General features: G+C 40.9%; 32 protein-coding genes and 2 pseudogenes. 17 read left to right on the forward strand and 17 right to left on the reverse strand.

Annotation, left to right across the window (positions count from 1 at the left end; translation table 11 throughout):
* Positions 1-343 precede the first annotated feature (343 nt).
* From AB5916_RS15070 to AB5916_RS15095, 6 genes are all read right to left on the reverse strand, one after another.
* Complete coding sequence (locus AB5916_RS15070; protein WP_368191620.1) at positions 344-895, reverse strand: hypothetical protein; 552 nt, start codon at positions 893-895, stop codon at positions 344-346.
* A 5-nt stretch (positions 896-900) separates the two neighbouring features.
* Complete coding sequence (locus AB5916_RS15075) at positions 901-1,038, reverse strand: hypothetical protein (protein WP_368191621.1); 138 nt, start codon at positions 1,036-1,038, stop codon at positions 901-903.
* Positions 1,039-1,332: 294 nt separating this feature from the next.
* Positions 1,333-1,632: a type II toxin-antitoxin system RelE/ParE family toxin gene (locus AB5916_RS15080; protein WP_368191622.1), complete on the reverse strand. Its 300-nt coding sequence runs from the start codon at positions 1,630-1,632 to the stop codon at positions 1,333-1,335.
* 1 nt (position 1,633) lies between these two features.
* Positions 1,634-1,882 (reverse strand): type II toxin-antitoxin system prevent-host-death family antitoxin, encoded by a 249-nt coding sequence (locus tag AB5916_RS15085; RefSeq protein ID WP_158422546.1) that lies wholly within the window; start codon positions 1,880-1,882, stop codon positions 1,634-1,636.
* Positions 1,883-2,048: 166 nt separating this feature from the next.
* Positions 2,049-3,494 (reverse strand): hypothetical protein, encoded by a 1,446-nt coding sequence (locus AB5916_RS15090; RefSeq protein WP_368191623.1) that lies wholly within the window; start codon positions 3,492-3,494, stop codon positions 2,049-2,051.
* Entirely contained in the window at positions 3,491-3,979 is a 489-nt protein-coding gene (locus tag AB5916_RS15095) for a sigma-70 family RNA polymerase sigma factor (protein ID WP_368191624.1), read from the reverse strand. The genes AB5916_RS15090 and AB5916_RS15095 overlap by 4 nt, the downstream gene beginning before the upstream one ends.
* A 159-nt stretch (positions 3,980-4,138) precedes the next feature.
* Between AB5916_RS15095 and AB5916_RS15100 the strand changes: the two genes are divergently transcribed.
* Positions 4,139-4,342 carry an ATP-binding protein gene (locus tag AB5916_RS15100; protein ID WP_368191652.1) on the forward strand — a complete coding sequence of 68 codons (204 nt, stop codon included), beginning with the start codon at positions 4,139-4,141 and terminating at the stop codon, positions 4,340-4,342.
* A gap of 762 nt (positions 4,343-5,104) precedes the next feature.
* On the opposite strand, the gene AB5916_RS15105 is transcribed toward AB5916_RS15100, so the two are convergent.
* The 4 genes and pseudogenes from AB5916_RS15105 to AB5916_RS15120 form a co-directional block, all read right to left on the reverse strand.
* Positions 5,105-6,031 carry a HEPN domain-containing protein gene (locus AB5916_RS15105; protein WP_368191625.1) on the reverse strand — a complete coding sequence of 309 codons (927 nt, stop codon included), beginning with the start codon at positions 6,029-6,031 and terminating at the stop codon, positions 5,105-5,107.
* 346 nt (positions 6,032-6,377) lie between these two features.
* Positions 6,378-7,193, reverse strand: a complete 816-nt coding sequence (locus tag AB5916_RS15110) for a PD-(D/E)XK nuclease family transposase (protein WP_368191626.1) — start codon at positions 7,191-7,193, stop codon at positions 6,378-6,380.
* Between the two features lie 64 nt (positions 7,194-7,257).
* Entirely contained in the window at positions 7,258-7,716 is a 459-nt protein-coding gene (locus AB5916_RS15115; protein WP_368191627.1) for a hypothetical protein, read from the reverse strand.
* A 17-nt stretch (positions 7,717-7,733) separates the two neighbouring features.
* A pseudogene (locus AB5916_RS15120) lies at positions 7,734-7,913 on the reverse strand (site-specific integrase); the annotation flags it as partial.
* Positions 7,914-8,048: 135 nt separating this feature from the next.
* Between AB5916_RS15120 and AB5916_RS15125 the strand changes: the two are divergent.
* The 3 genes from AB5916_RS15125 to AB5916_RS15135 are packed head-to-tail and all read left to right on the forward strand — an operon-like array spanning position 8,049 to position 12,866.
* Positions 8,049-9,182, forward strand: coding sequence for a Fic family protein (locus AB5916_RS15125; protein ID WP_368191628.1), 1,134 nt, complete (start codon positions 8,049-8,051; stop codon positions 9,180-9,182).
* 38 nt (positions 9,183-9,220) lie between these two features.
* The gene (locus AB5916_RS15130) at positions 9,221-12,193 is read left to right on the forward strand and encodes a class I SAM-dependent DNA methyltransferase (RefSeq protein WP_368191629.1); all 2,973 of its coding nucleotides are present in this window, start codon (positions 9,221-9,223) and stop codon (positions 12,191-12,193) included.
* A gap of 4 nt (positions 12,194-12,197) precedes the next feature.
* Complete coding sequence (locus AB5916_RS15135; protein ID WP_368191630.1) at positions 12,198-12,866, forward strand: hypothetical protein; 669 nt, start codon at positions 12,198-12,200, stop codon at positions 12,864-12,866.
* Positions 12,867-12,948: 82 nt separating this feature from the next.
* Here AB5916_RS15135 and AB5916_RS15140 read toward each other — a convergent pair whose 3' ends face one another.
* Positions 12,949-13,764, reverse strand: a complete 816-nt coding sequence (locus tag AB5916_RS15140; RefSeq protein ID WP_368191631.1) for a tyrosine-type recombinase/integrase — start codon at positions 13,762-13,764, stop codon at positions 12,949-12,951.
* 57 nt (positions 13,765-13,821) lie between these two features.
* On the opposite strand from AB5916_RS15140, the gene AB5916_RS15145 reads away from it, so the two are divergent.
* Both AB5916_RS15145 and AB5916_RS15150 read left to right on the forward strand, forming a co-directional pair.
* Positions 13,822-13,962 (forward strand): hypothetical protein, encoded by a 141-nt coding sequence (locus AB5916_RS15145; protein WP_021651320.1) that lies wholly within the window; start codon positions 13,822-13,824, stop codon positions 13,960-13,962.
* A 6-nt stretch (positions 13,963-13,968) separates the two neighbouring features.
* The gene (locus tag AB5916_RS15150; RefSeq protein WP_368191653.1) at positions 13,969-14,193 is read left to right on the forward strand and encodes a transposon-transfer assisting family protein; all 225 of its coding nucleotides are present in this window, start codon (positions 13,969-13,971) and stop codon (positions 14,191-14,193) included.
* 285 nt (positions 14,194-14,478) lie between these two features.
* Here AB5916_RS15150 and AB5916_RS15155 read toward each other — a convergent pair whose 3' ends face one another.
* Positions 14,479-14,715 (reverse strand): helix-turn-helix domain-containing protein, encoded by a 237-nt coding sequence (locus AB5916_RS15155; protein WP_118064609.1) that lies wholly within the window; start codon positions 14,713-14,715, stop codon positions 14,479-14,481.
* Positions 14,716-15,046: 331 nt separating this feature from the next.
* Between AB5916_RS15155 and AB5916_RS15160 the strand changes: the two genes are divergently transcribed.
* From AB5916_RS15160 to AB5916_RS15195, 8 genes are all read left to right on the forward strand, one after another.
* Positions 15,047-15,751 carry a lantibiotic protection ABC transporter ATP-binding protein gene (locus AB5916_RS15160; RefSeq protein ID WP_368191654.1) on the forward strand — a complete coding sequence of 235 codons (705 nt, stop codon included), beginning with the start codon at positions 15,047-15,049 and terminating at the stop codon, positions 15,749-15,751.
* Positions 15,752-16,498: a lantibiotic immunity ABC transporter MutE/EpiE family permease subunit gene (locus tag AB5916_RS15165; protein WP_008705323.1), complete on the forward strand. Its 747-nt coding sequence runs from the start codon at positions 15,752-15,754 to the stop codon at positions 16,496-16,498. It abuts the gene before it with no gap.
* A 2-nt stretch (positions 16,499-16,500) separates the two neighbouring features.
* Positions 16,501-17,244, forward strand: coding sequence for a lantibiotic immunity ABC transporter MutG family permease subunit (locus AB5916_RS15170; protein WP_025580193.1), 744 nt, complete (start codon positions 16,501-16,503; stop codon positions 17,242-17,244).
* The gene (locus AB5916_RS15175; RefSeq protein WP_262579579.1) at positions 17,237-17,614 is read left to right on the forward strand and encodes a NisI/SpaI family lantibiotic immunity lipoprotein; all 378 of its coding nucleotides are present in this window, start codon (positions 17,237-17,239) and stop codon (positions 17,612-17,614) included. Before AB5916_RS15170 ends, AB5916_RS15175 begins: the two co-directional genes overlap by 8 nt.
* 38 nt (positions 17,615-17,652) lie before the next feature.
* Positions 17,653-18,315, forward strand: coding sequence for a response regulator transcription factor (locus AB5916_RS15180; RefSeq protein ID WP_055056575.1), 663 nt, complete (start codon positions 17,653-17,655; stop codon positions 18,313-18,315).
* Positions 18,306-19,670 carry a sensor histidine kinase gene (locus tag AB5916_RS15185; RefSeq protein ID WP_368191632.1) on the forward strand — a complete coding sequence of 455 codons (1,365 nt, stop codon included), beginning with the start codon at positions 18,306-18,308 and terminating at the stop codon, positions 19,668-19,670. Before AB5916_RS15180 ends, AB5916_RS15185 begins: the two co-directional genes overlap by 10 nt.
* A 559-nt stretch (positions 19,671-20,229) precedes the next feature.
* Positions 20,230-20,655, forward strand: a complete 426-nt coding sequence (locus AB5916_RS15190) for a sigma-70 family RNA polymerase sigma factor (protein ID WP_368191633.1) — start codon at positions 20,230-20,232, stop codon at positions 20,653-20,655.
* Positions 20,652-20,885: a helix-turn-helix domain-containing protein gene (locus tag AB5916_RS15195; RefSeq protein WP_119245851.1), complete on the forward strand. Its 234-nt coding sequence runs from the start codon at positions 20,652-20,654 to the stop codon at positions 20,883-20,885. Before AB5916_RS15190 ends, AB5916_RS15195 begins: the two co-directional genes overlap by 4 nt.
* Before the next feature lie 51 nt (positions 20,886-20,936).
* On the opposite strand, the gene AB5916_RS15200 is transcribed toward AB5916_RS15195, so the two are convergent.
* The 4 genes from AB5916_RS15200 to AB5916_RS15215 all read right to left on the reverse strand — a co-directional run bounded on the left by AB5916_RS15200 (position 20,937) and on the right by AB5916_RS15215 (position 22,154).
* The gene (locus AB5916_RS15200) at positions 20,937-21,296 is read right to left on the reverse strand and encodes a cysteine-rich VLP protein (RefSeq protein WP_368191655.1); all 360 of its coding nucleotides are present in this window, start codon (positions 21,294-21,296) and stop codon (positions 20,937-20,939) included.
* Between the two features lie 226 nt (positions 21,297-21,522).
* Positions 21,523-21,720 (reverse strand): DNA-binding protein, encoded by a 198-nt coding sequence (locus AB5916_RS15205; protein WP_368191634.1) that lies wholly within the window; start codon positions 21,718-21,720, stop codon positions 21,523-21,525.
* On the reverse strand, positions 21,717-21,935 hold the full coding sequence (locus AB5916_RS15210) for a hypothetical protein (RefSeq protein WP_008705328.1): 219 nt from the start codon (positions 21,933-21,935) through the stop codon (positions 21,717-21,719). The genes AB5916_RS15205 and AB5916_RS15210 overlap by 4 nt, the downstream gene beginning before the upstream one ends.
* Before the next feature lie 63 nt (positions 21,936-21,998).
* Positions 21,999-22,154, reverse strand: a complete 156-nt coding sequence (locus AB5916_RS15215; RefSeq protein WP_368191635.1) for a DNA-binding protein — start codon at positions 22,152-22,154, stop codon at positions 21,999-22,001.
* A 594-nt stretch (positions 22,155-22,748) separates the two neighbouring features.
* On the opposite strand from AB5916_RS15215, the gene tnpB reads away from it, so the two are divergent.
* The 3 genes and pseudogenes from tnpB (at position 22,749) to AB5916_RS15230 (ending at position 25,021) form a co-directional block, all read left to right on the forward strand.
* Entirely contained in the window at positions 22,749-23,108 is a 360-nt protein-coding gene (gene tnpB / locus AB5916_RS15220; RefSeq protein ID WP_148446808.1) for an IS66 family insertion sequence element accessory protein TnpB, read from the forward strand.
* 395 nt (positions 23,109-23,503) lie between these two features.
* A pseudogene (locus AB5916_RS15225) lies at positions 23,504-24,811 on the forward strand (IS66 family transposase); the annotation flags it as partial.
* A 33-nt stretch (positions 24,812-24,844) separates the two neighbouring features.
* On the forward strand, positions 24,845-25,021 hold the full coding sequence (locus AB5916_RS15230) for a transposase domain-containing protein (RefSeq protein WP_368191656.1): 177 nt from the start codon (positions 24,845-24,847) through the stop codon (positions 25,019-25,021).
* Positions 25,022-25,399: 378 nt separating this feature from the next.
* Here the strand turns inward: AB5916_RS15230 and AB5916_RS15235 are convergent, their stop codons facing one another.
* Complete coding sequence (locus AB5916_RS15235; protein WP_368191636.1) at positions 25,400-25,807, reverse strand: transposase; 408 nt, start codon at positions 25,805-25,807, stop codon at positions 25,400-25,402.
* Positions 25,808-25,828: the final 21 nt, after the last annotated feature.

The following is a 25,828-nucleotide window of genomic DNA, read 5'->3' on the forward strand; positions in this document are numbered from 1 at the left end:
TGACATACTTCTCCTGCGCACCTCTGCAATCCTGCCGGAGGCTATATCAGCTGGGGGATTGACTCCCAGCTGATATAGCACAAAGGAATCTTCCTCTCCATATAAACGCTTTACAAAATACTTTGTCGGAACTTTTCCTCTAAACATCAGATATCTCTGTTCTTCCAGCTCCTAATTTCACAGTTTCCATATGCGTTATCGCTAAACCCTGAAGTTTGCATCATTGAAAAAAGGGTATAAAAAAACAGTCTGCTCTGACGGAAAATAATTTCATCAAAACAAACTGTTCTTCATATTCAGATGTTCAGCCACAAAACACCCTTTTGACAATTCACTAAACTGATTAATTGCACAGTATTTCCCCTACAGGCTTTCTCTTAGTAGCAATCCCTAATCGTTCCATGTCTAATTTAAAAAGTTCACTTGGATATCCATATGCATCAAATCCCTCTGGCTTGCAGATATCTCTGTTCAGATACTCACTAAGTTCCCATTGATACTTTGTTTCTTTCTCCAACTTTTTATCAAAATACTGTGTATCCATTACCATTCGATTAATGCCACCAACTGCTTTCTTACCATGAGTTTTGGTTACAATTGCATCGCCTGACATTTTAAAATACTGCCCTATCTGATCCTCGGAATATCCCATTTCCTGCATCATCCCATGAATCACACGGCTGATATACATTGCATAGCAATTCCAGTTTCTTTGTTCAATATCTGTCATTGCTATTGTGTAACGATTACTAGCATTTACAATAAACAAGACATTTCTTCCTTTTATTTTCGTCAAATGTGTGTCCCAGCAAAACACAAGTGAAGCACCTTTGCTTTCTTCAATCTTTGTTGTTTTTAGTCGATTTTGAACTGCTTTTGTTGCACCAATCTCCATGTGTATCACCTGCTCATCTCCATGATAACTCCCGAATGACGTTTATCTTCCTTTATCCATTTTTCAAGTTCCCAGAATTTATCTGATACAGGCTTTTTATCATCATTTAGAAAATTTACATACTTTTTAACAAGATCTTCCATATAATTTTACTGCCAGCCTGATATTCTTTCTCAAAATAGTTTCCAATTCTTTTTTCTTATGTCCATGATTTTGAGCCTCCTCAATCTCATGTTAGTCTCAACAAACAATTTCAGAGATGAGACTGACTTGAAACTATAATTTTATAATTTACCTACAAATCCTGGGATTATCGCATTTTGCTATATCATAGAGTCTCACTTAGTCTCAGATCTCGCGAGGCTTCGTTGAGACTAACTCCGAAATATTCTTGAGTAAAAGTTTGGGTGTCACATTGAGTACCAAATTTACTGTCATCAGTCAAAGATTCTAGTGATATCCTGATACCGGTTAATTACACGATAAATCTCTACATACTCACTGCCCACTTTATAGATAATCACATACTCTTCCCATATCGCATATTTATAATCTGTCCGAAAACTGACCCGTTTGAAGAGATCCGCCCCAATTCCAGAAAACATCTGAAGGTTTTCAAATTTACCGTAAATTTCCTTCATGGTCTTTGCCGCATATTCCTCGTTGTCTTCAGCAATGTAATCCCGAATATTCTTCAGATCCTTTGCAACAATCGGAGTGATCCGCAGTTTTAACATCTTATTCCCCCACAAGTGATTTTAATTCATCCAGATCCAGCCAGCCTTCTCCGTCTTTCACTGCTTCTTCGGCTTCCTGCAGCTTCATCAGAAGCTTTTTCTCTGCCCGATCACGCTCATAATCTTCAATATCCATGACAACGAAACGTCCTCTGCCATTTTTGGTCAGATATACTGGTTCTCCTTTATGACAGTTTTTCAGGACTTCATTATAATTTCTCAAATCAGATACTGGTAAAATATTTGCCATATTCTTTCAGCTCCTTTCTTTGATTTATATTGTTTCTGCTACTTCTAGTATACATAAAAAGTTGTAAAATTCAACGTGAAGTTTTACAGCTTTATTCAAACTATGCTTTTTTACCTAAAAGAAGCTGCCCACTACGGACAGCCTCTTCTCTATAATAAGATTTTCATTACTGATATATGTCCACCAATCCTATTTTTAACATTGAATCTGAAAACTCATATGCCGCTCCATCACCGTTAAGATTCAGATACATATTATTCAAGTCATTCTCATTTACGATCCATGCCATATTCACCTGTATACTCTCACCAGGTTTTAATGAAGAAATATAGTTTCCTCCATTTCCATAATCCTCTGATAAACTGCTGTATGTCATTTCAGCTGTACGTGCAACACTATCCCATATAACACGATCGTAGTCATCTCCGGACTGTTCTGTCGGATCGTAAATTTGATATGCTCCATCTTCATGGTCCATCAACAGCAATGTACCGATATAAAGCATATGGTTAATTTCTTCATCTGACTTATTGGTATAAGTAACTGTCGCATAGACAAGCTTTTGTTTCACACTTTCTGTTTTTACAATCTCATCCACTGAATCAATGCCATTACCGGACTTAATATAAGACAGCGTATTATTTACTAAATTTCCATCAGTTCCAACTGCATCAATCCATTCTTCCGGCACATTATTCTGACCAAGCAGCTGCAGATTGTCCCCCACCTGAACAGCATCAACACAAACTGAAATCTTATTATTTTCAATATAGTTGCCATCTCTGTCTTCACCAGATGCTGATATATCAAACACTTCACCTATCTGATGCATTGGCAATTTATTATCTGCAATGGAAGTCATCACTGCTTCTCCCGATGATTCTTCAGGGGATACCATTTCGCTCCACGTATACAAACCAGCCGTTTCAATCATTGTATCATTTTCAATGATTATAAGGTTTTCAACCACTTTAATGGCATCCTCTTTTGAAATATCATCACCGATATAAACAGTAATTACACGATATACATCCGGGCAAAGGAGATAAATCCTTTGATTAAAAGACCCATCCGCTGCCAGGTCATTATATTTAAGGTATACACCTTCATAATTGCCAAAAACTCTTTCCTCACTGTCAACAACATTCTTATCTTGCATTACTTTGCTCAAATCATCCTCATCTAAAAGCACAGATGCAAAGCTGAATCCTCCGGTTCGATTATGCTCAGTATATTCCAGATGTAATTCATCAATCCATTCCATACCTTCTGGAATATATCCTGCTGAGATATCTATATCATGAATTTTTTCAGGAAGATTAATTTTCCCTGTGCTGCCATCCGCTTTAATTCCAGTTATGATACTGTAGATTCCTTGTTTTTCTAAAAACATATGATATAATTTGGTACCTGCATAGGCTATGGTCGATGTAGCCAATACACATACAGCTATTGCAGCAGCCACTCTGGCACCTGTCCATTTTTTCACTCTTCTTGTCTGAATATTAACCACCTTCGTGTCCTGAAGCTGTTTTTTCACTTCGCTTTGAATCATCGTGTGGATGAACTCCGGAGTTTCAGGAATATCTTTTTTCATATCTTCTAACTTCATACTGTCAACGCCTCACTTTCCTGTAAATTACGCTTAAGTTTTCCCCGTGCTCTGGCAAGCCTTTTTTGAACTGCCCCCTCGGTTATCTCTAGAATCTGCGCAATCTCTTTTATGTTGAAATCCTCAATATAATACAAAATAACTGGCATTCGTAAATCTTCTTTCAAAGAATTTACAGCCCTGTACAAGTCACCGTAGTCAGTTTTCTGATCTGCCTCAATTTCTGTCATTTCATTCATCCCTTCCAGAGAAACAAGTTTACTCGACTTTCTTAAAAGAGTATAACACTCATTGATCAATATACGAATCAGCCATGTCTTGGCATATTTGTCATTTCTCAAAGTTCCAATCTTTGAAAATGCCTTAACAATCGTTTCCTGAATAGCATCCGCACAATCTTGATCGTTAATTAGAATTGTTTTGGCAGTAGAATACAATTGCCTCTCTGAATTGAGAATCAACGTTCCTAATTCCTCTTTGGTCACTTTAACACCACCTTCTTTAGCCGGCCGGCAATTTTCATTTACATAGATTAGACGTACATTTTTTCAAAATATCCCCACATAAACCTTATTTTTTTAATACCAGAGGGAATTAAATCTTTCTCCTCCGGTAATATTGTACACCTGTCTTACTTCTTACCCATATACAAGAGGTACGAAAAGCATTGCACACTTATAACAACCAATATGCCATTCTCTAAATGGGGAGAAATTTTGGGCTCTCCTACTCTGGCAAATGCGGTGCTAGATCGACTGTTGCATCATTCACAGGTTATTTCCATCAAAGGACCGTCATACCGTTTAAAAGAAAAACGAGCCTTTATGGAAGCACAAACTGAGGAATAAATCTTGGAAAATGTACATTTTTATTTTCCACTTTTTTAATCATTTTTATATTGACATTTACAACAACGTCCTTTGTAATTCTTTTTCTGCATAGTGCTTCTCCTTTCCCAAAAAGAGAGAACTTTTCCCCAAAAGGGAGGGTTTTCTCCCAAAAATGAATTGATTTTCCTAAAAACGAATCCTTTTTCCCAAAAATAAAGGCTATTTTCCCAGAAAGAGCTAATTTTCTCCCAAAAAGAAAACGTCACTCCCCAAAATGCCTTGTTCTGTTTCTGAAAATCTCATACGTTACAAAATTGCACTCGCATTTTTTATTACAGAAAAAAATAGAAAACTGTATTTTCCAAAAACGGTGAGCTCTTTCCCAAAAATCACTTTTAGAAAAAACACTATGTTCATTCACACACTCCATTATCCACTTTTTCGCACTTTCTATTATCCAGTAAAAGTGAACTTTATTTGCTCACAAAACATCTATTCCACCACAAAAATAAGGCTCCGAACCTACTATGTAGATTCAGAACCTTAAAGTGTATAGATTATTCATTTTTACAAAAAACTGAATAATGAGGTTTGCGAACAAACTATTTTTATTATTCAAACTCTACTCCGTTCTCTGTAACATGGTGTAAAATTGGTTCGGTACAGACGTCAGATTTACTACTATTTTCAATTTTTTCCTATCCTGCATCTCGTTTCAGAACTTTTTAGAACCAATCCAGAACCACGGTACTGTTGTAAAACCAGAGATATTTTTCACTCTTATAGTCTTAGAAGAAACTTGTCTAGTGTATCATTCCATCTGTTAAGTCTCGACACACACTTTCGCAATTTGTCTACATACACCTGCTTCTCAACTCCTAAGATCTCCAATAAGATTCTACGATATAATAAGCTTAATTTTAAAATATACAGAACAGATTCATTTCCATCAAAATACTTAATTTTCTGATTCCGCTTTATATGCATTATACGAACACGGCTGTTTATCACTGTAGATAAAAATTCTTTTTCATTTGCTTCCATTTCTCTTTCAAAAATATCTTTACCGTATTCTTCGATCAATGCTTTAACACATGCCTTCAAACTCGTTCCGTTACCTGGTTTTAGTTTCTGAAATGAATTTGTATAGACTTTTAATACTTCTACTAATGTTTCGGCTAACTCAATCAAAAAGGCGCACTTAACATCTACTGTTATTTTAGTATCTCCCATGGCATACAAATACATTTGATGTGCTATATCTAGTTCTTCTAGTAGCTGTTCCCATTTATCATATAAATCGGAATTAAGTACTTCCTCAAATTCAAGTAACTTATCTACCTTATAGCTTACTAAATCAGAAGATTTAAAGTATGACAATCTTTGGTGCATTAAATTATTCCCAACACTTTTCAGCATGCTTTTCTCTGTGTCAGATGAATCTGTAAAATCCAAATTTTCCAAATTTAGAAATTGACCATCAAATATCATTAGCAATCTTTCAATTTTCGTAAATACTCCATATAACTCAAATACAGAAGTCTCTTCTGATGCTTTAATTGAAATCTTTCGATAGCCAAACTGTTCTATTTTTATGAAAAATTTATTATCACGCGTTTCAAATTCAGCTACATGCGGACCGCCTAAGATTATATTGTCATTTATATATGTACCTATTAAAACTTTACACTTTGCTAATTTTTCCATATATCATCCTCATATTTCAAAAAGAGGGGCTGTTCAACAGCCCCATGGGAATTGAAGGAGTCGAACCTTCCAGAGTTCTCATGTCTTGTTAATCTTCATTCTTCGCACAGCTCCCGCATATGCTTGCTAAATTCCCGAAATCTCTGTTGCCCACCATAATGCTCTTTACATTTACAATCATTGTCATAATCGTACCTCCAGATAATGCAAATTTCAGTTGAAAGTTACCTTTAATCTTTTGAGAATATATGACAGAGCAGCATGCTAAAATTCCAACTAACAATCCTAACCATGACAATTTTATATCAAAATATCTTGTAAATTACACAGTTGATATACTTTGACATCAAGCCGGCTGAACAACCGTTATCGCTCTCCGAACCTGCTCTATTGACAATTTTGTAGTTCTTGAGATCTTATCAAGATCATGTTCTCCTTCTGACCACAAATTCAGTGCTATATCCATTCTTGCCTTAACATCAGCGTCATCACGCTCTCTGTCTACAATTTTCTGCATCGTTTCACACATTTCAGTCACTCCTTTCGGTTCTTCCTTAAAATATCTGACTCTTTCTGCAATCTTAGGATTGTGCATCTCACGATAATCTTTACAGTTAAAATCGTGCATCAGCCATCCAACTTCATCATTTCCTCTATAAGAACCATTTACATAAACAATATGTGCTTTGTCTCCGAACAGTTCTCCTGTTTCCTGTATGGTTCTTTCTATTGTATATACCGGAAGTCCTCCCTTTAAAACATCATTAGATGTAATAAAGATAATGTATGTCTCCGGCATTTCTTTATATTTTTCCCCTGATGTGGTAAGCCTTGAATCAAATAATGCACTGTTAAGTCTGGCTCGTTCAGGAACAGCTCCACTGTCATCCTGCTGTACTTCAATATCATACTGTTTTCCTGTAGCATCATTGGCATAGATATCAAGTCTCACAGATCGTCCAAACAGATTTCCTATTGTCAACTGTGTAACCGATTTTATCACAGATAAATCATTTCTCTTTAATATTATTTTCAAAAGCTCTTCTGTACATTCTAAATCGCCTGAAAAAACCTGCGTCATAAAGGTATCATCCATTAACGTAAATTTGTTAATAGCCTCCATACGCTCTGTATTCTTTTCTTCCAGATTTAATACCTGCATTTTCTCACCTTCTTTTCTATATTATATCTATTATCTGGTTTTTGCACAACTACATTTTTATCCGTTACATCCCTTTCCTGCCCTGTTTTTCTTTTCCACCAATCTCCTTTCCAAGTGCTTCACAATACTGCTGAATCTCCTGCTGTTCTTTCCAATGCCTGTTATCGGAATCCGACTTCTTTTCAAATAAATACGCAGCTCCATTCAGAATATCCACCATTGTAATCACAAACGCCAGATAATCTTCTTTCAGCTCCTTGTAGCTTTCCCCAAACATAGAGAAATCACCGGACAGAATCTGCTCGGTGATCTCTTTCATAACAATCTGTGTTTCTCGTAATTCTTCTACAAGGTACTGTACCCGTTGCTTTGTTCCTACTACAACAATATTGGAATAAATACAGCTTCTTGCAATAAAATCTTTCTTATACAGCCCACTGGCTTTTACCCGTTCTTCAATCATTGCCCGTTCCCATTGCGTAGGACGAAACGCTATTGTTGGATTGCTGTGTTGTCCTGGCATACTTTCTGCTCCTTCCGTTAATTTTCATCCACTTCCGCTAACTTCTCCAACTGATCTGCCAGCTTTCGTGACTGGTCTGGATACAAATGAGAATATGTAGACAATGTTGTCTGAATTTTTTCATGTCCCAGTCTGTCTGCTACCAGATTAGGCTGTGCCCCCAACTTTGAAATCAGCAAGCTGGCATGAGAGTGCCTAAATCATGGAAACTGAATCAGCTATTATATTGCACTATTTCGTAAATTATTGAAATTAACTGTGGGATAGCGCTTCCTTTATTCATGATCGCCTGCTATAATTGAAATAAACAAAATAGCGACTGAGGGATAGAGATGCATCCATATACAGGAGATTACACCAAACAGAGAAAAAATGAAAAATTTAATTTCACATACTATACCTTCACGCCACGTCCATTGAAAGGTGCTACACTTTTTAAAATAGATGATGAACTTGCCGCGCTTTTGGTCGAGGCACATCACAACCTTGGGCTGTTAGAAGGTTTGCTTCAGTATGCGCCAAATAAAAACTCGTTTTGTGAATTAATGCTCTTAAAGGAATGTACCTATTCCAGAATGATAGATTATGATGCACCAGATTTTAGTGATATATTAGTTAGAAGAGGCGCTGGTAAGGGTGATATAGACCCTATAAACAATTTGATGTCAGCTTATAAAGCAGCAGCTGGTATGCAGTTTGTAGCTCAAGATTATAGCAAAATATGCGGCATCACTCTATATGGTGATAAACCAGAGCAACAAATAGGTATCCGTGACACCCAGACATTTTTGCAACATACAGTATCAAACTTAAAAATCTATAACCCAACGGCTCCAGAAGCCGTTTTACCGTCATTGGCCGATATTTCTGCTTATCTCTATGACAGTGAGGATGATCCCTTAATTCAAGCTGCACTAGTACACTATCAGTTTGAAATGATACACCCTTTCGAGAAGTATAATGGGGTTGTTGGACGTATCCTAATATTCATGGTTCTGCAAAAAATAGCAGGCAAAGCGTTGCCTGGACTGTGTCTATCTGAACACCTGTTTTTCAATAAAAACGAGTATTTTGATATACTTAGCACAACACAATACAGCGGTGGTTATGTACGTTGCATTAAGTATTTCGTAAGGATTATTAATGAAGCCGCTCAAACCAGTGTGGCGCTGCTCAATAAATATGAAGAAACAATTAAGCTGGACGAGGAAAGGTTAAGGGCTAAAGTACCACAAACAAGAAGCTTTTGGACCGTGTATGAGTACCTTAAGGCTTTCCCTGTTACGAATATTCCTATTGCGGCAAAGCATCTAAACTTATCATACAATTCTATTTCTAAAGCATTTGCTACATTGCAAAAGTACAATTTAATTATGCAAGGAAGCAATACTACAAGAAATCGAGTATGGAAATACGCCTGTCTTGATTTTATATTTACATTACCAAGCATCAATCAAACAACATGAGATTAGTTTTGAAAAATAATTAATATGGGGGAAGAAATATGAATGAGTTGCTAAATGGCATATTTGAATGCCTTGATATAAATAGCAGTACTGGTTTGGCTACAGAAGACAGCTTGCAGAGCTTGACCCCCTTTCAAAGACTATTCTATACTCAAGTTCATGAAAAAATAGGAATTGACGCCGTATATTTTCTTCGCGATGCAAATGGGATTGCCAAAGTTCCACTTATCTATTTTTCCGTTATCCACAAATATGATGCAAAACAAGTTGCAGAGTTGCATCGTCTTTCGTGGAATCTCGGAGAGGCTCCGCTGCTATTTGTAGTAACTCCGGATGAGATTTTGATTTATAACAACTACCAGATACCTCGAGCTGTTGAGAACGGAAACCTTGACCCCACCGCAGGGATAATTGAAACATTAAACTTGACTAATGGATTGGCTTCACAACGGCTTGCACTACAGAAATATCATCGTTCATTACTTGAAAGCGGCGAATATTGGCGTCAAAGCATGACAAGATTTGACGCTCAAAGCCGGGTAGATGCCACATTGATGTCAAATTTGAGAATAATGCGAAGAACGCTGATCAATCAAATCAGCAAAAGGTGTGATAAGAGTAAGGAAATAATCACGAGCGTAGTTCACTCTTTGCTCAGTCGGTCGATTTTTATTAAGTACCTGGAAGAACGAAAAGATTCAAACGGAGAAACAGTATTTCCGCAAGGTTTTTATTCCAATTTTTTGGAGTCAGCAAAACAGTATACGGATGTGCTAAACAGCAAAGAGGCAACTTATAGCTTGTTTAGAACACTTAAAGAGAAATTTAATGGTGATACGCTGCAAGTCTCAGAAGTTGAAATAGAGATTATTACTCAAAATGACTTGGATGAGCTTCGCACATTTATTCTAGGCGATAGTGAATTAGAGAGCAAACAACTCGCGTTATGGCCACTTTATAGTTTTGACATTATCCCCATTCAATTGATCAGCAGTATCTATGAGCTGTTTTTTCACCTGTCAGACGAAGATGATGAGAAGGGCACGTATTATACACCTCTCCACCTTGTCAACTTGGTCATGGATGAAGTATATCCGTGGGAAGGCGAGTATAAAGATACATCTTTTTTTGATCCATCATGCGGTTCGGGCATTTTCTTAGTTGAGGCATACAGAAGACTTGTTTGTAGATGGATGTCCCAAAATGATGTTCATACGATCAACTGTGATCAATTGAATTTTCTCCTGAAAAACAGTATCTTTGGTGTAGATATTAATGAGGAAGCTATTCGAGTTGCCTCGTTTAGTCTTAGCTTAGCCATGTGTGATTTTCTTGATCCACGAAGCATCTGGGATAAGCTTTCATTTCCGCGTCTATTAGATAACAACTTGATTTCAAGTGATTTTTTCGATAAGGATAAATCCTTTAATAACAGAAGATATGATGTCATTGTCGGCAATCCGCCTTGGCAGAGTAACATTACCGGAAAAACAAAAGAATACTTGGAAAAAACAAATCGCGTAATAGGTGACAAGCAAATTGCACAGGCATTTTCTATCAAGTGCTCAGAGTTGTGCAAGCAAAACGGAATCATTTGCCTCCTTATGCCGAGCAAAGGATTGCTTTTTAATAGGTCAGATAAAAGCAGGACGTATAGGGCAAATCTGTTTTCCGATAACAATGTCCTAGCGATTATTAATCTATCAGTGTATAGAAAATTCTTGTTTGATCACGCTAGTGGACCCGCTGCTGCCATTATCTATACTCCTAAACAGGAGGAGGTCATTCAACCAATAGTTTATTGTACGCCAAAGCCAATTTACACGATTGAAGATATTAGGAGGTTTTCTATTGATCCTACCGATATATGTAGAATACCTCGTGACATTATTGATGACGATAGGATCTGGAAAATTGCAATGTGGGGAGCACCTAGAGATCTTGAATTAATAGGAAAACTGCAAAGTACTTTTGCACCTATGGCATCATTCATTGAAGAAAATCACATGATAACTGCCGAGGGATTCAAGAGAGGAAATAGAAAGCACCAATGTTGTGATTTTGAAGGTCTTCCATTGGTTGAAGCCAAATCCTTTAAACCATATTATATTTCATCCGACGAACTTCCAACGGTTGATTTTGATGATTTTGAGTGCATAGTTAAAAATGCTAGAGAAATTTTCAAGGCTCCACACCTAATAATAAAACAGAGCCACAAAAATGGGCAATTCCTTTCTGAGGTACTAGATTACGATGCTGTATTTAATCATAGCCTTTTGGGGATTCACGGTGAAATTGAACAGCTTAAGTACTTGAGCGTGATAATTGGCTCAAGAATATTTTCGTACTATCATATCCTTACAAATAGGAAGTGGCTTGTAGAACGGGACGAGTTAGAGGCCGGGGACATCTGGCAGACACCAATCCCAAAACCTAACAATGCCGAGCTTACAGAAGCTTGCAACATCTTTGATAAATTAGTGAACTCACCAAAAGAAAATTACCTGTTGGAACAGTTTGCGCGAAATATGTATCGGTTAAAGCAATATGAGTGCTATCAAATAGATGATGTTATTGACTATGTTTATGACTATTTCAAAAATAAAAGGCGTTCAGTATCTTTTTCCAGACCGAGCATTGATAGCTACAAACTATATTACGCTTCTGTAAAAGAGGTACTGACTAGGACATTTGGAACTGGCGTGGGTTTTTCTGGAGACCTATATGTTGGCGATGCCCCACTATCTGTGCTTGTGTTAAATGTTGAGCATCCCACTACAAAGGATCTAAATGTTATAACTAACAATGATCAGCTTAATGAAATACTCCTAAACTTGGACCGTTCATTGGTTGATAATCAACAAATGGTTTTCGTGAGAAGAAACCTCCGTATTTATCAACGAGAAAAGATTTTCATCGTTAAACCAGCGCAACGCAAATATTGGACATATTCTGCCGCCTGCAGAGATGCAGATGAAATATTCGAAGATATTTCCAAGGCATGGAGGTGATGTAATGAGCAGTATAAGAAATATAACGGCATCCTCAGCTGTACCGGATGATTTGGCAAAGCGGCTTGGCCCTTCTGGAGTCAACGAAATATTATTGACTTTATGGCAGGGTTATCATGACATAATTGCGGATACAAGCATCACTATCACTGAAAATACTGAAGAAGATGATATTACGCAAGAATGGTATGGAAAAATTTCGCTGCGATGGACCAGCGAGAATAGAGCTACTATCCTACGAATAACCAGTATTGGCCCAGTACATCAATACCAAGATCCCACATTAAAGAAGAGGCGTGGATATAAGCCCACGATTGATTTTTGTTTTAGGGATTGGGATACTTCAAACAGTTATTTTGGCGCAGAATGCAAGAATCTATATAATCACAAGAAAGATAAAATCAAAAGATATGTCGAAACAGGAGTTAAAAATTATACCTCAGGACGGTATGGTTCACAGTCATCAGAATCTTCGATTATTGGGTATGTGTTAAGTGGTAAGATTCCTGAAATCGTAGCCGAACTTGTTTCTGAAATTGCGAAAGTTACGCCAGTAAGCAATTTGTCCCGAGAGTTACGCTATGTGGAACCGCAGTACTCTTCACAGCATACGCGGGATCTTGATAATCAGGAAATAACCATACATCACTTGTTTTTTGATTTTTCGCATTAAGATGCATACCCGATATTTGGAGAATATGGTTTCTACTTATTATGTGCTACTTGTTATAGCTAAGCAGTAAAAAGCAGAGAACTCAAGCTATCAAATCCATCTTGGTAGCTTGGGTTTTCTGCTTTTCAGAATTATATTTTTTTGTCGTGTGCTTGACATACGGGTGTCGCAGATCATGTAGTCGGATTCTTTTTACCCCTGATAACTCAACACCTCTCTGTATTTCATGTTCCCAGTATGCTTTTGTCGTGTTCTGGAACAGTCTGTCCTTTGCCATGAGTCCGTACAGCCTACCTGTGTACTCCTTTAACTCTGTTACCAGAAAATCCGGTAATGTGATGATTCTCTTTCCTTTTTTTGTCTTCGGATCAGTAATCACATCTCTGTTCCCGATTCTCTGATAGGACTTAGTTATCCTGAGCGTTTTTTCTTCTTCGTTAAAATCTTCTAATGTAAGAGCCAGCAGTTCACCAATTCGGCATCCTGTCCAGTATAAAATCATAAAACCACAATGAGAAGTTGGCTTATCTTCCATACAGGAAATAAACTGCTCAAATTCATCCTGTGTCCAGAAATTCATCTCATCTGCTTTACTTTTTCCAATGGTTCCTGCCTGACGGCATGGATTTCTCGGAAGATCATAATACTTTACAGCATAGTTAAAAATGCAGGAGAGCTGATTGTTCACAGTACGCAAATATGTCTGAGAATACCCTTTCTTCAGTAACGTGTTCTGCCACTCTCGGATATCTGCTGCTGATATCTCTGAGATGTTCCGATTTCCAAAGTAGGGTAAAATTTTTAACTCTACAATGTAATCTTTGCTTCTCATGGTGTTCTCACGCAGACGTTCCTTCATGTCATTTCTGTATATCTCCCAGAAAGCCTTGAAATCCATGTTCAGATTAAGTCCCTGTGCTTTACCAGCATAAAAGACCGACACGGGGTATATGCCATGATTAACAAAGATGAGCGCCGTGATGTGAGTATTCGCAAGCCCCGGCCATCTATCCGCAAGCAGCTTGCCGACAGCAAACAGGCCACCAGCCCGAAAAAGGCGGCGGCCAGAACCAAGAAAAATGAATTGGAGGTATGAGGAATGATGCACTTTACCGTGGAAGAAGAAAATTTGATCTGTATGTACCACAACGCAGACCGACGCAGGACGATAGGCAAGATCACCGCAGCCATGCCGGGTATGGACGGGGATATGTGGACGCTGGCCCAGCAGACCCTTTCCAAGCTGAAACGTATGACGGATTCTGACTATGACAGCCAGAAATTCTATTTCACAGACAAATTCTATTTCACAGACGAGAACGAATAAATAACAGCAGACGTCGGGCGCGGCGGCCATGTGGCCGCTTGCGTCCGGCGTCTTTTCTTTTTGCCTGTTCCTACGCATTTAGAACCCAGTATTGACGGGGATAGGATAAAGTATTCGCCCACCTCTGCAAACGTGCGGGAGAAGCCTTGAAACTCCCCGAAAGGCGTAGGTTACAGTCATTATTAGCCCCCGAAACAGGTACAGACGCGCAGCGGGTGTATCTGTTTCGGGGGTGTGCAGGTGATAGCCGCAAAGCGGCGTAAGAGGGTGCAGCCCTCTTGATCGTTATTCTTGTTCCAGCGGGAAGCTCGGCAACGCTTCCAGCAGCTTTAAGGAAATGTGCTGCCGCATATCCTCGTCAATGACTTTTTTCACTTTGCCGCCCGGCTGCCTGATCTCCACCGTGGAAAGCTCGTCGATGTAGTCCGCATAGTGGGCCAGCACCTTTTCTGTGGCCCACTTCTCACCGGCAACGGCGGCTTTGATTGTTTCATAGTCCAGCAGCTTTTCTTGTCCGTCCATCCTGATACCCCCGTCAGATTGATTTTTTCCATGATACCATATCTGGGAGTATGGAGCCAGAGAAACCGGCGATTTTCTGCTGGTAAATTCTACGCATTTAGAGCGGCACTATGGCGGGGATAGGATAAAACACTCACATACCCCGCCGACTATGCGGGAAAAACCTTGAAATATAGGGCTTTTTAAGGCCCTAAATGCGTAGGTTGGTGCTTTGTTGCGATATGCTCCACGGTTACGGTGTATTGTTCATATTCTGTTTTCGGGAATCTTTATGAAATCTTCAAAATTGCCCGGTATGCTATCCGTAAAATCAAAGAAAGGACTTGATTATATGGATATGATTTTGAAAACGACTGACCTCTGCAAAAATTTCAAGGGGCAAAAGGCGGTAAACAATGTGTCACTGAACATCCGGCGCAACTCGGTTTATGGTCTGCTGGGGCCGAATGGGGCTGGCAAATCCACGATCTTAAAAATGCTCACCGGCATTTTGCGCCCCACATCGGGAAGCATCGAGTTTGACGGCCACCCGTGGAAGCGGAATGATCTGGAGCATATCGGTGCTTTGATTGAGATGCCCCCGCTTTACGAAAATCTGACGGCATACGAAAATCTCAAAGTCAGAACTACATTGCTCGGACTGGACGATGCACGAATTAACGAGGTATTGCAAATTGTCCAGCTCACGAATACCGGCAAGAAACGGGCCGGTCAGTTTTCTCTTGGTATGAAGCAGCGGCTTGGTATTGCTATTGCATTGCTGAACAGTCCCCAGCTTTTGATTCTGGATGAACCGACTAACGGCCTTGACCCTTTAGGGATTGAGGAACTTCGAGAGTTAATTCGCTCTTTTCCCTGCAAAGGGATTACAGTTATTTTGTCCAGCCATATTCTGTCAGAAGTCCAGCAGATTGCAGATCATGTGGGTATCATTGCTGGCGGCGTCCTTGGATATGAGGGAGAGCTTCGCGCCGGTGAAGATTTGGAACAACTCTTTATGGATGTTATTCGCAGAAATGGTAAGGAGGGATATTAAATGGAGATGGCATATATTCAGGCAGAGAACCTAAAGCATAAGAGAACTTTCACAAAAACGCTGATCGTTCTGGCCCCGTTTGTAACTGCGCTTATGAACTTTTTTGCCCCTCTTTGGTTCCAGCTCAATTCTTATAATTGGTGGTATATCCTGCTTTATCCTGGATTCCTTACGCTCACCTGTGCCTTGATTGAACAGCGGGATAATGGCAAACTAAAATATCGTGCCGTTGCTTCATTGCCTGTTTCGCAGAACAAAGTCTGGAAAGCAAAAATTGGAGTGGCCGGTATTTACTCCTGTGTGGGGAATTTCATTTTCCTGGCGCTAAATCTGTTGGGCGGTTTTGCAATATTAGTTATCAACGAAATTCCCCTGACAATCGGAATTTGGCAGGCTGCGGCCGGAACAGCTTGTATTGTCATTGCAAGCCTATGGGAAGTTCCGCTGTGCTTATGGTTATCAAAAAAAGTTGGTATCTTTGTCACGGTTATTCTTAATGCCGGACTTGGAAGCGTTTTAGGGATTTTCACGGCTACAACCTCTTTGTGGATGATCTGCCCGTATAGCTGGGTGCCGCATCTTATGATTTCCGTGTTAGGTATTTTGCCTAATGGTGAGCCGGTTGCAGATCAGAGTACGGCAATGGCATTTTGGATGATTATACTTGTATTGGTCATTTCGCTGGCCTGGTTTGCGGCGCTGTCATTTTTAACTGCAAGATGGTTTGAGAAAAAGGAGGTGGGGTAACTATGGTATCTGTGGTTCGCTGCTGGAAAGCAGAATATCAGAAGTGTAAACATAGCATTTTGCTCTATATGCACAGCATGATTCCGATTATATGTGCGGCGATTTTTGCGGGTTACTATCATATATCCAGATGGGAACTGGCAACCAAAATCAGTGCCTATCTGGAAGTGCTGGCCGTTGCGTTCCCGTTTCTGATCGGCATTATTGTGGGCCTGGTTGTTCAGATCGAAAATCAGGCCGGGCATTATCAGCTTTTGTTGGGAACAATCCCATCTCGCATGGCAACGTATATTGGTAAACTTGGTTTTCTGATGATCTGTGCTTTTGGCGCAACATTTTTAGCGTTAGGAACATTCGCTGCACTATATAGGGATGCTCCGGCAAGCCTTTACCTGAAAGCAGGGATTCTATTGTTGATTACCATGCTTCCCATTTACCTGATTCATTTGTTTGTGGGAATGAGCTTCGGAAAAGGTGCATCTATGGGATTGGGAATTGCAGGGAGTTTAATAGCTGCCCTTATGATAACAGGGCTTGGTGACGCTACATGGAAATATATTCCCTGGGCCTGGGGCGTTCGTGCTATGGATTACACTGTGCTTGCATGGGATAGCCCCCAACTGTATGCACAGGTAAAAACCGATTTTTTCAGCGGTATGATTATTTCTGTATGCTGCACTGTTTGTCTGCTGATTGCCAGTTTGGTTTGGTTTCATGGTTGGGAGGGAGGTAAAAACAGTGAATAAAAAGTGCCTGTTTACCGTGGTAATTGTGCTTGTAAGTCTTATATGCTTATCGGCCTGCGGTGCGCTCCGCGATACCGCCGATAAAAATAAGGCGTTAAATGAATCTCTGCCGTATTATGAGCTGAACGCCGCAAACTATGATGAAATTTCATATAACGGCCTGACATATACCATAACGGATGAATGTCTTGAAATGTCAGAACTGCAAGAAGAAATCGGGCAGGTATCGAAACGCTTCAAAAATGTGGCGGGGGAAGATTTCAGTTTCGGCTACGTTTACAGTATTGTGGATGTGGATATAAGCAATGCCGTAGCTGTAAATATCAACAATGAATATCGGAAAGCTGACATTAAAAATAATGATGAGTAACCTCGACAATGTGGTATAATGGGGTGGGAGGTGATTTTTTGACCCACTTACTTGTAGTTGACGATGAAGTTTCTATCTTGGAATTGATTAAGAACAGTTTGGGGAAAGATGGATATTTGATAACAGTCTGTCAAAATGCGGATGATGTAGACATCAAAAAGCTGCATTTCTATGACCTCATTCTTTTGGATGTGATGATGCCTGGCACAGACGGGTTTGAGTTTTGCAAACAGATCAGGAATATGGTAGACTGCCCGATTCTCTTTCTGACCGCAAAGACATTAGAGGAAGATATATTGTTTGGATTGGGCATCGGTGCGGATGATTATATTACGAAACCTTTTCGTATTCAAGAGCTTCGCGCCCGTGTCGCGGCACATTTACGCAGAGAAAAAAGGGAGCATCACAGCACACTTTCATTTGAGCCTGATATAAGATTTGACCTTTCCGCAAAGGTACTGTATGTTTCAGAACAGCCGGTTCCCCTTACCAAAAGCGAGTATTCAATCTGTGAATACCTTGCGAAAAACCGGGGACAGGTTTTTACAAAAGAACAAATCTATGAAGCCGTTTTCGGGTTTGATGGAATAGGCGATAACTCTACGATCTCAACGCATATAAAAAATATTCGTGCGAAATTGGAGCATTTCAAAATAAGTCCGATCAGCACCGTATGGGGGATAGGATATAAATGGGAGTGAAAAAGAAACCTACATTGAAAATATTGTTTCGCCAGTTTGCTATCTCCCTCATTGTCATGCTGGTAGCGGCAATTATTGTCCCTTTTGGTTTGGAGGGACTTGCTGTAAATGCTGGATTAGCTACAAGAGCAAATCTAAGTGAATTGCAGGTAAAAGAGATCATTCCAACGCTGACGATTGCCCCGGATATTACAAAGGTTGTAATTCCACAGGGATGCGGCTACTTAATTCTGGACAAGAACTTTAATGAGCTTTACAGCAATATGAACGATGATGAAAAAGAAATTGCCCTGCTGTACGCAAAGGGAGAATATATTGAATATGCTACGGGGAGGCAGTTTGCACTTGTTGTCCGGGAAAACGAATTTTGCGTTTTAAGGTATTATATTGGTTCTCAATTTACAGTGTCATGGCTACCGGAATATTTTCCATCTCCTGACACACTTGCGTTTATCCTGATGGCTGTAAATTCGCTGCTGGTCATTATCATACTGACCGCCAGATTTTCTAAGAACCTGCGTACACAACTGACCCCGCTTTTTGAAGCAACTGCGGAGGTTTCAAAGCAAAACCTTGATTTTGAAGTAGGACACGCCAAAATCAAAGAGTTTGAAGATGTCCTTGCATCTTTTTCAGATATGAAAGATAATCTGAAAATTTCGTTAGAACGGCAATGGAAAACCGAACAGACACAGAAAGAGCAAATCGCCGCGCTTGCCCATGATTTGAAAACGCCTCTGACGGTTATTCAAGGAAATGCTGATTTACTCACAGAAACAAATCTTGATGATGAGCAACGATTATACGTTGGTTACGTCGTGGAAAGCTCCGGCCAGATGCAGTCATATATTCAAACCCTGATTGATATATCACGGGCGGCGGTTGGTTATCAGCTCCATATTGAAAGTATAGACTTGCCAGCGTTCATGCAGCACTTGTTCGGTTATATGGAATCACTATGCCGGACAAAAGAAATCCGGCTGCAAATGAATACTGTTTCACTCCCTCAAATGCTGAAATTTGATAGGGTGCTGATAGAACGTGCTATTATGAATGTTATCAGTAATGGGCTGGACTACTCCCCGCAAGGCGGAACGCTTTATGTGGATGTTCAGAGTAACAACGGTTTCGTGGAAATTTCAGTCACAGACGAGGGAACGGGGTTTTCTAAAGAGGCATTATGCCACGCACAGGAACGGTTCTATATGGGCGATCAAAGCCGCAATTCAAAGTTACACTTTGGTATGGGTCTATATATTACAAATTCGATTATGGAACAACATAATGGTCAGCTTATTTTAGAAAATTCAAAAGAAACCGGCGGCGCAAAGGTTACTATGAAACTTCCTTGCTGATTTTCCGATAGTGTAATGGACGTCTTTTATGTCCGTCCATTTTTCAAATCTTTATGGAATCTTCAAAAATTCCTCTTATCATGTATCTAAAGAAAAAACATCTGCCCAGCGGCAGAAAAGAAAAAAACCGCTGCTGGGCAGACCCATTTTCACGCTTAATTTATATTCACTGGTGGCGGTTTTGAGAAATCAAGGCCGCTGCTTTCTTTCTGTCATTCCCAGCAGTTAAAGGCATGGCGGCCCACGGGAGGACGCCGCCATGCTGTTTTACTATCATTATAATCTAATCCACTTCTACCGCTTAAAAAAAGCCTTGCCCCGCCACGGGAATATTCCGGCTATGAGTATGAACTATACCATGTAAGAAAATAACAAAACGCTTCAAATCGTCGCCCGGTAGGTTTACGACTGCCGGGCGATTTTTGTCGATTTTCGCGGATTGTCATTTCCGGCAAAAAATCAGATGGAAAAGGAGGCGGTCAGCAGACCAGGGCCAGCATAGGCCCCTGACAACGGACAGGATCATCCTGCTCACTCCCCACGGAAAGGGGGTGAGAAGATGAAAGTTACCCCTGATGATTACGGGAGGCGCTGCCAGTTTGACCATTTTTGCAAGCTGGTACTGTACCATGAAGCCGTTGACTACTTCCGGGAAAGGAATCGTCAGCGTGGCTGGAAAACATCCTTTGAAACGCTGCCGCTTTCGGAACTGGACACGCTATGCACGATAGATCAGTACCCCAGCGACAGTTTTATATTTCCGGCCTATGGCTGTGAGCTTCAGATCAGCGACGGGCTGGTGGCCGCTGCCTTTGCCAGCTTGCCCCAGCCGGGACAAAGCATCTTGATACTGCATTGTGTCCTGGAACTGACGGACGGCGAGATCGGCACGGTGGTGGGAATGTCCCGCAGCGCCGTCCAGCGGCACAGGACTAAGACGCAGGAAACCATGAGAACAAGACTGACGGGAGGTATTGCAGAATGAAGCAGGCCAGATATAAGGAGCCTTTGCCCCTTGCAGTGATCGAGGCGGCCCGCGCCGGTGACGCCGGGGCCGTGGAACAGGTCTTGCAGTATTACAACGGTTACATAAACAAGCTCTGTACCCGGACGCTCTATGACGATTGCGGCCAGCTCCATGTATGCGTAGACGAGTACATGAAGCACCGCCTTGAAAACAAACTCATTTATGCGATTGTCTGTAACAGCAGATAGCAAAGCGCCGGGCGCGGCGGCCATGTGGCCGCCTGTGTCCGGCGTCTTTTCTTATGCTTCGTGCTGCCAGTATCTTTTCCGCTGGCGCTCGGCCTCCTTACGGCGTCGCATCCGTTTGGCGCAGGCCGCGCAGTATTTGGCCCGGTTAGACTTCGGCTGGAACGTGGCCCCACACTCGCAGCAGCGTTTCACTTCATCCCGGTCTTTGATGATTTCGGCGTACAGGGCAGCGTCCAATGGGAGGACGGCTGCCTGAAACCACCGGCACAGCAGCGAATAGGAAATGCTTTGTACGCAAACACATTCCTCGCCATCGTCCAGTAACAGGCAATTACCGTTACAGTAATTACAGCACTCATGCGTCAGACGCCGGGCCTTGTCCTTAAAGTGCTTGCAGGTCTTGAAATTGATGGTATGCCCTAAATACTCTCGTTTTTTTAAAATGTTCACGATGGTAGATGATCCCCATCCATAGGGGTCTTTGACCGGCTTTGAACGGTTCACACCCTCGTTGAAGCGGGCAAGGTGTACGACAGGAATTTCAATCCGGTCTGTGGATAATTTGCAGGCGATCTGGTAAGGCCCCTATCACTCCAGCGTACTTTCCAGTTCTTTCCTTCTTTGTAAACACCCATTGTTAATCCTCAACCTTCATTCCGTAAATCTTTTCTGCCAAAAATTTGGTAGAGATTTTTCCAGCTACTACAATATAGCCTTTTGCTTTCAACTCCTTGTTGTACTCTCGCATCAAATTGTAGGCATACGCTTTAGAAACACCAAGAATTGCACACACATCATCCACATACATATACATTTTTTCCTGCACTATACTCATATCGCTTTATCCTCCTTCAAATATTGCTCAACATGTTCCAGACCATAGATCTTGTCCTCTACATAGCGGGTTGGCACCCGTCCGAGAATAACATAATAGTTCTTGCTTTCCAGATCGGCATTCATTCTTTCCACCACCCGGTAAGCAAACGAAACTGATAATCCAAAGAGTTCTGCAATGTCTTCTACTGATAAATACATTTTTCTCTTACGCATGAAACCATTCCTTTCCCTCTTCCTGTGGAATCTCACAAGTATCTTCTACTCCGTAGAAACGCTTCACAAAATACTTTGTCGGAACTTTTCCTCTAAGGTCAAATATCCCTGTTCTTCCAGCTCCTTATTCAGATTGCCAATGATCTCATAAGCCGATGTCTGTTTTACCTCCAGAAGTTCACATATATCGGCTGCCTTTAAAAATAATTTGTTCTGCATAATCAGTACCTCCTGTATTTTGAATATTTATCTCTTCATATACTCTGTACTGGCAGATGTAAAATCGGACATCATTTTCCGAAATTTAGCAAATTATTTTAATTTTACAGTTTCCATATGTGTTATCGTACACGGTAAATAGTTAGTACCGTGCTTTTCGCCTAAAACCATGAGATAATCCCTTTATAAAACTAAAAGTTTTTTAAAGGAGAAATCTTATGGATAAGATCACACGTCAGATCCGTATTGAACATTGGACCCAGATCATGAATGAATGTTTGAACAGTGGCATGAATAAGACCGAGTGGTGCAGGGCAAATGGAATCTCAGACAAATAATTCTTTTATTGGCAAAGGATTCTCAGAAAAGAAGCTTTTGCTGCTTCGACATCAAAGGAACTTTCGGTTATTACAGACCCGGCAGATGAAACCAGCCTGCGGAAGATCTCATTTGCAGAGATCAGTCTTCCAATCAAACAGGAGCCTGTCAGAAATGGATTCCAGCCAGATATCATCATCCGGAAAGGATCGGTTTCTGTAGAGATATCCAATTCCGTTTCAGCAGAACTCCTGTCACGGATCGGAGAGATCTTTCATGCTGAATGATGCTTCTGGGTTTCGCAGAATCTACCTGGCTACCGGTTACACAGATCTGAGACGTGGTATGGAAGGCCTTGCATCCATCATCAAGTTTAATTTTCAGCTGGATCCGTATCAGAAAGATATCCTGTTCCTGTTCTGCGGAAGGCGGACTGACCGTATCAAAGGGCTGGTCTGGGAAGGCGATGGCTTCCTACTCTTATACAAAAGACTGGAACTGGGCGCATTTAACTGGCCCCGCACGAAAGAAGAAGCACTGGAGATCACACCGGAGCAGTACCAGTATCTCATGCAGGGACTTGAAGTTGTTGCACGCCATCCGATCCAGGAAGTCAGACCGGGGAAAGTCTTATAAAGTCCTGTGCAAAACAGAGAAAATAAAAAAATATCTTCCGGTCATTATAAGCTCAGAAAAAAAGTTATCCACTTTTCATGATCCGCTGTCTTCATTTATTAAGGAGTACTTTCCGGCCATTTACGGGGCTTGTGGATAAGTACTCTGAAAAGCCCGAAAAACTATTAGTTTTTTGAGTTTTTCAGAGTGTTCATCCATTGGTAAAAATGACGGATGCTCTATCTGCCGGATTCGCTTTTTCTTTATCTTTGCGTTACAATAAAGACATCAGATAAAGGAGAAGGGCATCCATGGCAAAAGTATATACAAAAGAAGAACTGAATAGTTTCAGCAGGGAAACACTCATGGCAGTCATCCTGTCCATGCAGGATCAGATCAGCCAGCTGAATACAAACATGGAGCGCCTTATCGAGCAGATCGCTGACGCAAACAACAAGCGTTACGGCCGTTCTTCCGAAAAGCTGGAGACGATCTCCGGACAGATGGAACTGGAACTTATCTTTAACGAGGCTGAAGCACTTACGGAAACACTGTATGTGGTCGAGCCTGCTGAGGAAGATGTGATACAGCCGCGCCATCGTAAGAGTAAGGGAAAACGCGAGGCAGATCTGAAGGATCTTCCGGTTGAAGTGATCAGCCATACCCTGTCAGAAGAAAAACTCCGGGATGTCTTTGGCACAGATGGATGGAAGCAGCTTCCGGATGAGATTTATAAAAGAGTCCGTGTACAGCCTGCTGTCTATACCGTTGAGGAACATCACGTGGCAGTCTATACCGGCAGGGACAACCAGACGATCATAAAAGCAGACCGCCCAAAAGATCTGCTGCGTAACAGCCTGCTCACTCCATCACTTGCAGCAAGCATCATGAATGCCAAGTACGTAAACGGGCTTCCTCTTTACAGGATCAGCCAGGAATTCCTGCGGAATGACATCCATATCTCCAGACAGGTCATGGCAAACTGGATGATCCAGTGTGCAGACAGGTATCTGGGTATCCTTTATGACCGTCTCCACAGGGAACTGTATCAGTTTCATGTGCTTCAGGCGGATGAGACTCCGGTCATGGTCACTAAGGATGGACGGCCGGTGAACAGCAAAAGTTACATGTGGATCTATCGGACTGGAAAGAGTTATACAGATACCCCGATCATCTTGTATGAATACCAGCGCACCCGGAAAGCGGATCATCCGGAAGAATTCCTGAAGGATTTTAAAGGGATCGTAGTCTGCGATGGTTACTCTGCATACAGGAAACTGGACAGGGAAAATCCAGGCATCGTCTTTGCGGGCTGCTGATCCCATGCAAGGCGTAGGTTTGCGGAGGCGTTAAAAGCCCTGCCAAAAGCAGTACAGAAAAATGCAAAAGAGACGATAGCCTACGAAGCAGTCAGCCGGATTGCCGCGATCTATCATCTGGATAACCAGATGGAGGGACAGCCTGCAAAAGCCAGAAAAATGTATCGTCAGACCAACATCAGACCTCTTGTAGAGGCCTTCTTTGCATGGGCAAAAGAGATACAGTCTAAAAACCAGCTTTCCCGCGGAAAGACTTTGGATGGGATCAACTACTGTATCAACCAGGAAGCTTCTTTGAAAGCCTTTCTGGAAGACGGTGATATTCCTATGGATAACAATGCGACAGAAAGTGCTTTGCGTAGCTTTTGTCTCCATAAGCATACATGGAAGCTGATCGACAGTCTGGATGGTGCAAATGCCAGTGCCATTATCTACAGCATCACGGAAACTGCAAAGGCTAATAATCTCAATCCGTTCCGGTACCTTGAATATATCCTGACTGTATTAAAAGACCATCAGGAGGATAAGGAATACAGTTTTATAGATGATATCCTTCCATGGTCTGAAAAACTTCCAGAAATATGCCGGGGTAAAACAAAAACAATTAATATTTAAAACCTTGCCACCGGAAACGGCGGCTTAAAGTTAGAGTAGTACGGATGGATTACCGTATACTTAATATCATTGAAAAAGGGTATAAAAAAACAGTCTGCCCTGACGGAAAATATTTCCATCAAAACAAACTGTTCTTCATATTCACACTAATTGTATTTTCTGAGCATAGTTACTTTTGCGAAAATCTCAGATAACTCCGGAAAGAAAACAAAGAAAAAAAAGATTTTTTAACTCCATTTGCACTCCACCGGAACATCCAGACAGCCCGCAAAACCTTTATTTAAAGGGCACTGAAAAACTTCCATTTTTTCTTAAGTGGAAGTTTTTCTTTTATATTTTTTCAATTTTTTTTTTAGAAAAAGCACAAAAAGCTATGGCTTACTCCATAGCCAGCTCTTCTAATCTTACTATTCGTTTTACATTTGCTGTAAATGCCGTAAAATACATTTGCAGATGCATAGCAAATAGACCTCGCGAATCTGCTTTGCGCAAACCGTGAGCTTCCTTTAATTCTCCATTCTTTTCTTCTATCCTGTGCCGAATCTTCATTCGCTCCTGAAAATATTCACTTTCTTCAAATTTAAGCCGTTCAAGATTTTTCTCGCTTGCTTGCGTAATACTGTAGTTTCGTTCTTTAGCCTTTGATTTTCCTACACGGCAGTTTTCTCTTTGTGAGCATTTCCGGCACTTTACTTTGCTAAATATATATCTTAAATAAGTATTCCCGTTTTTTGCTGTTCTTTTTTCCACACGCGTGGAAAGCTCTCCGACAGGACACTGCAACATCCCCGCATCTTTGTTAAAGCA

The organism is Blautia sp. 1033sp1_1033st1_G9_1033SCRN_220408 (assembly GCF_040929965.1).
Taxonomy (GTDB): Bacteria; Bacillota; Clostridia; order Lachnospirales; family Lachnospiraceae; genus Blautia_A; species Blautia_A ammoniilytica.

Excerpts from the sequence above, each read along its gene's own strand:
- AB5916_RS15115 (WP_368191627.1), bottom strand. The coding sequence starts at position 7,716 with ATGCCAGGACAACACAGCAATCCAACAATAGCGTTTCGTCCTACGCAA.
- AB5916_RS15185 (WP_368191632.1), top strand. The coding sequence starts at position 18,306 with ATGGGAGTGAAAAAGAAACCTACATTGAAAATATTGTTTCGCCAGTTT.
- AB5916_RS15140 (WP_368191631.1), bottom strand. The coding sequence starts at position 13,764 with ATGGATTTCAAGGCTTTCTGGGAGATATACAGAAATGACATGAAGGAA.
- AB5916_RS15110 (WP_368191626.1), bottom strand. The coding sequence starts at position 7,193 with ATGCAGGTATTAAATCTGGAAGAAAAGAATACAGAGCGTATGGAGGCT.
- AB5916_RS15075 (WP_368191621.1), bottom strand. The coding sequence starts at position 1,038 with ATGGAAGATCTTGTTAAAAAGTATGTAAATTTTCTAAATGATGATAAA.
- AB5916_RS15165 (WP_008705323.1), top strand. The coding sequence starts at position 15,752 with ATGGAGATGGCATATATTCAGGCAGAGAACCTAAAGCATAAGAGAACT.
- AB5916_RS15090 (WP_368191623.1), bottom strand. The coding sequence starts at position 3,494 with ATGAAGTTAGAAGATATGAAAAAAGATATTCCTGAAACTCCGGAGTTC.
- AB5916_RS15235 (WP_368191636.1), bottom strand. The coding sequence starts at position 25,807 with ATGTTGCAGTGTCCTGTCGGAGAGCTTTCCACGCGTGTGGAAAAAAGA.
- AB5916_RS15205 (WP_368191634.1), bottom strand. The coding sequence starts at position 21,720 with ATGAGTATAGTGCAGGAAAAAATGTATATGTATGTGGATGATGTGTGT.
- AB5916_RS15145 (WP_021651320.1), top strand. The coding sequence starts at position 13,822 with ATGATTAACAAAGATGAGCGCCGTGATGTGAGTATTCGCAAGCCCCGG.
- tnpB (WP_148446808.1), top strand. The coding sequence starts at position 22,749 with ATGCTGAATGATGCTTCTGGGTTTCGCAGAATCTACCTGGCTACCGGT.
- AB5916_RS15215 (WP_368191635.1), bottom strand. The coding sequence starts at position 22,154 with ATGCAGAACAAATTATTTTTAAAGGCAGCCGATATATGTGAACTTCTG.
- AB5916_RS15135 (WP_368191630.1), top strand. The coding sequence starts at position 12,198 with ATGAGCAGTATAAGAAATATAACGGCATCCTCAGCTGTACCGGATGAT.
- AB5916_RS15195 (WP_119245851.1), top strand. The coding sequence starts at position 20,652 with ATGAAGCAGGCCAGATATAAGGAGCCTTTGCCCCTTGCAGTGATCGAG.
- AB5916_RS15160 (WP_368191654.1), top strand. The coding sequence starts at position 15,047 with ATGGATATGATTTTGAAAACGACTGACCTCTGCAAAAATTTCAAGGGG.
- AB5916_RS15155 (WP_118064609.1), bottom strand. The coding sequence starts at position 14,715 with ATGGACGGACAAGAAAAGCTGCTGGACTATGAAACAATCAAAGCCGCC.
- AB5916_RS15210 (WP_008705328.1), bottom strand. The coding sequence starts at position 21,935 with ATGCGTAAGAGAAAAATGTATTTATCAGTAGAAGACATTGCAGAACTC.
- AB5916_RS15070 (WP_368191620.1), bottom strand. The coding sequence starts at position 895 with ATGGAGATTGGTGCAACAAAAGCAGTTCAAAATCGACTAAAAACAACA.
- AB5916_RS15080 (WP_368191622.1), bottom strand. The coding sequence starts at position 1,632 with ATGTTAAAACTGCGGATCACTCCGATTGTTGCAAAGGATCTGAAGAAT.
- AB5916_RS15150 (WP_368191653.1), top strand. The coding sequence starts at position 13,969 with ATGCACTTTACCGTGGAAGAAGAAAATTTGATCTGTATGTACCACAAC.
- AB5916_RS15085 (WP_158422546.1), bottom strand. The coding sequence starts at position 1,882 with ATGGCAAATATTTTACCAGTATCTGATTTGAGAAATTATAATGAAGTC.
- AB5916_RS15170 (WP_025580193.1), top strand. The coding sequence starts at position 16,501 with ATGGTATCTGTGGTTCGCTGCTGGAAAGCAGAATATCAGAAGTGTAAA.
- AB5916_RS15190 (WP_368191633.1), top strand. The coding sequence starts at position 20,230 with ATGAAAGTTACCCCTGATGATTACGGGAGGCGCTGCCAGTTTGACCAT.
- AB5916_RS15105 (WP_368191625.1), bottom strand. The coding sequence starts at position 6,031 with ATGGAAAAATTAGCAAAGTGTAAAGTTTTAATAGGTACATATATAAAT.
- AB5916_RS15125 (WP_368191628.1), top strand. The coding sequence starts at position 8,049 with ATGCATCCATATACAGGAGATTACACCAAACAGAGAAAAAATGAAAAA.
- AB5916_RS15130 (WP_368191629.1), top strand. The coding sequence starts at position 9,221 with ATGAATGAGTTGCTAAATGGCATATTTGAATGCCTTGATATAAATAGC.